This is a genomic window from Curtobacterium sp. PhB191 (genome assembly GCF_004346515.1).
Classification (GTDB): domain Bacteria; phylum Actinomycetota; class Actinomycetes; order Actinomycetales; family Microbacteriaceae; genus Curtobacterium.
The window spans coordinates 1-3,296 of record NZ_SMBV01000021.1 but is presented as its reverse complement, the minus strand read 5'-3'; the positions used below and the strand labels follow the sequence as shown (position 1 = coordinate 3,296).

1 rRNA gene is annotated in these 3,296 nt (G+C 54.9%); it reads left to right on the top strand.

Going from position 1 to position 3,296, the window contains the following annotated elements:
* The first annotated feature begins 39 nt into the window (after window positions 1–39).
* Window positions 40–3,168: ribosomal RNA gene (locus EDF48_RS18925) — 23S ribosomal RNA — on the top strand.
* Window positions 3,169–3,296: the final 128 nt, after the last annotated feature.

The following is a 3,296-nucleotide window of genomic DNA, read 5'->3' as shown; positions in this document are numbered from 1 at the left end:
TGGTTGTGGGTGATGACGGATCGCAATTTTAATCTTTGTGGTCAAGTTTCTAAGAGCAAACGGTGGATGCCTTGGCATCTGGAGCCGAAGAAGGACGTAGAAATCTGCGATAAGCCTCGGGGAGCTGATAATCGAGCCCTGATCCGAGGATTTCCGAATGGGGAAACCCCGCTGGGCGCTTTTGTGACCTGGTGACTCCCGCCTGAATATATAGGGCGGGTAGAGGGAACGTGGGGAAGTGAAACATCTCAGTACCCACAGGAAGAGAAAACAACATGTGATTCCGTGAGTAGTGGCGAGCGAAAGCGGATGAGGCTAAACCGATCATGTGTGATAGCCGGCGGGCGTTGCATGGTCGGGGTTGTGGGACACGTCACTCAGTTCTGCCGGACTGGGGCGGTTACAGCGCATCATAGTCGAACCGGTTTGAAAGCCGGGCCGTAGTGGGTGCCAGCCCCGTAGACGAAATGGTGTTATGGCCGGATGTGTATCCCAAGTAGCACGGGGCCCGAGAAATCCCGTGTGAATCTGTCAGGACCACCTGATAAGCCTAAATACTCCCAGATGACCGATAGCGGACAAGTACCGTGAGGGAAAGGTGAAAAGTACCCCGGGAGGGGAGTGAAATAGTACCTGAAACCGTTTGCTTACAAACCGTCGGAGCCTCCTTAGTAGGGGTGACGGCGTGCCTTTTGAAGAATGAGCCTGCGAGTTAGTGATATGTGGCGAGGTTAACCCGTGTGGGGCAGCCGTAGCGAAAGCGAGTCTGAATAGGGCGTTTGAGTCGCATGTTCTAGACCCGAAGCGAAGTGATCTATCCATGGCCAGGTTGAAGCGACGGTAAGACGTCGTGGAGGACCGAACCCACTTCAGTTGAAAATGGAGGGGATGAGCTGTGGATAGGGGTGAAAGGCCAATCAAACTTCGTGATAGCTGGTTCTCTCCGAAATGCATTTAGGTGCAGCGTTGCGTGTTTCTCGCCGGAGGTAGAGCTACTGGATGGCCGATGGGCCTCAACAGGTTACTGACGTCAGCCAAACTCCGAATGCCGGTGAGTGAGAGCGCAGCAGTGAGACGGTGGGGGATAAGCTTCATCGTCGAGAGGGAAACAACCCAGACTACCAACTAAGGTCCCTAAGCGTGTGCTAAGTGGGAAAGGATGTGGAGTTGCATAGACAACCAGGAGGTTGGCTTAGAAGCAGCCACCCTTGAAAGAGTGCGTAATAGCTCACTGGTCAAGTGATTCCGCGCCGACAATGTAACGGGGCTCAAGCACACCACCGAAGTTGTAGATTTCGCACACTAGACAAGCCTTCGTGGTTCAGTCGTGCGGAGTGGTAGGAGAGCGTCGTGTGGCGAGTGAAGCGGCGGAGTGATCCAGCCGTGGACGCTACACGAGTGAGAATGCAGGCATGAGTAGCGAAAGACGGGTGAGAAACCCGTCCTCCGAAAGACCAAGGGTTCCAGGGCCAGGTTAATCCGCCCTGGGTAAGTCGGGACCTAAGGCGAGGCCGACAGGCGTAGTCGATGGACAACGGGTTGATATTCCCGTACCGGCGAACAACCGCCCAAGCTAATCCAGTGGTGCTAAGAGTCCTAACCCGGATCAACCGGATCCCTTCGGGGTGATGGTGGCCGGTCTAACGCTCGACCCCATGCTGGTGCGGTTAGCGTATGAACAGGTGTGACGCAGGAAGGTAGCTGAGCCAGGCGATGGTATCCGTAAGGTGAACCTGGTGTAAGGATGTAGGGCTGACGATAGGCAAATCCGTCGTCTGTGTGCCTGAGATCCGACGCGTACCCGTAAGGGGAAATCAGTGATCCTATGCTGCCGAGAAAAGCATCGACGCGAGGTTGCAGCCGCCCGTACCCGAAACCGACTCAGGTGGTCAGGTAGAGAATACCAAGGAGATCGAGAGAATCGTGGTTAAGGAACTCGGCAAAATGCCCCCGTAACTTCGGGAGAAGGGGGGCCGGACACGTGACCGGATTTACTCCGTGAGCGTTGAAGGCCGCAGAGACCAGTGGGAAGCGACTGTTTACTAAAAACACAGGTCCGTGCGAAGTCGCAAGACGATGTATACGGACTGACGCCTGCCCGGTGCTGGAAGGTTAAGAGGAAGGGTTAGCCTTTGGGCGAAGCTCTGAATTTAAGCCCCAGTAAACGGCGGTGGTAACTATAACCATCCTAAGGTAGCGAAATTCCTTGTCGGGTAAGTTCCGACCTGCACGAATGGCGTAACGACTTCCCAGCTGTCTCAACCGCGAACTCGGCGAAATTGCACTACGAGTAAAGATGCTCGTTACGCGCAGCAGGACGGAAAGACCCCGTGACCTTTACTACAGTTTGGTATTGGTGTTCGGTGTGGCTTGTGTAGGATAGGTGGGAGACTGTGAAGCGGGCACGCTAGTGTTCGTGGAGTCATTGTTGAAATACCACTCTGGTCACTCTGGATGTCTAACGTAGGACCCTGATCGGGTTCATGGACAGTGCCTGATGGGTAGTTTAACTGGGGCGGTTGCCTCCCAAAGAGTAACGGAGGCGCCCAAAGGTTCCCTCAACCTGGTTGGCAATCAGGTGGCGAGTGTAAGTGCACAAGGGAGCTTGACTGTGAGACTGACAGGTCGAGCAGGGACGAAAGTCGGGACTAGTGATCCGGCAGTGGCTTGTGGAAGCGCTGTCGCTCAACGGATAAAAGGTACCTCGGGGATAACAGGCTGATCTTGCCCAAGAGTCCATATCGACGGCATGGTTTGGCACCTCGATGTCGGCTCGTCGCATCCTGGGGCTGGAGTAGGTCCCAAGGGTTGGGCTGTTCGCCCATTAAAGCGGTACGCGAGCTGGGTTTAGAACGTCGTGAGACAGTTCGGTCCCTATCCGCTGCGCGCGTTGGAAATTTGAGAAGATCTATCCCTAGTACGAGAGGACCGGGATGGACGAACCTCTGGTGTGTCAGTTGTTCTGCCAAGGGCACCGCTGATTAGCTACGTTCGGACCGGATAACCGCTGAAAGCATCTAAGCGGGAAGCCGTCTTCGAGATGAGATTTCCATGCACCTTGAGTGTGAGAGGCTCCCAGCAGACTACTGGGTTGATAGGCCGGATGTGGAAGCGGGGACTAACGACCCGTGGAGCTGACCGGTACTAATAAGCCGAAGACTTGATAACACACTGATTTCCGTGCACTTGTTGCACGGGCTCGCGTCCACTTTGTGGTTCCCGACAGACGATCGGGAATCAAACTGAATACACCGCTCTGCCCATTCGTGGGCAGCAGCCGGAACATGTTTGAGACC